This window comes from Halalkalibacter lacteus, assembly GCF_036663595.1.
Taxonomy (GTDB): Bacteria; Bacillota; Bacilli; order Bacillales; family Bacillaceae_D; genus Halalkalibacter; species Halalkalibacter lacteus.
On sequence record NZ_JAWRVL010000497.1, the window covers coordinates 1 to 231 of the forward strand.

The 231-nt window shown below is 69.3% G+C and carries 1 protein-coding gene; it reads right to left on the reverse strand.

What is annotated here, in order from left to right:
- A partial coding sequence (locus SAZ04_RS23150) for a hypothetical protein (protein ID WP_332700177.1) occupies positions 1-231 on the reverse strand: 231 nt, incomplete at both ends.

Sequence of the window (231 nt, forward strand, 5' to 3'; positions counted from 1 at the left end):
GTGCCCTTGATCTTGTCGAACGCCGCGCGCGTCATCGCGACCAGGCGGTCGCGCTCGGCCGCGTCGCTCAGGCACGCATCGACCGACCGGGTCAGCCTGGGGCTGACGATGGCGGTCAGGCCCGAACCGTCGGCAATCGCCTTGAGCGCGGCTTCGCGGCTGGCATTGGCGGGCGGGGTCACGCTGACGCCCTTTTCCAGCAGCGCCTTCTGATTGGCGAAAATGGCGGTG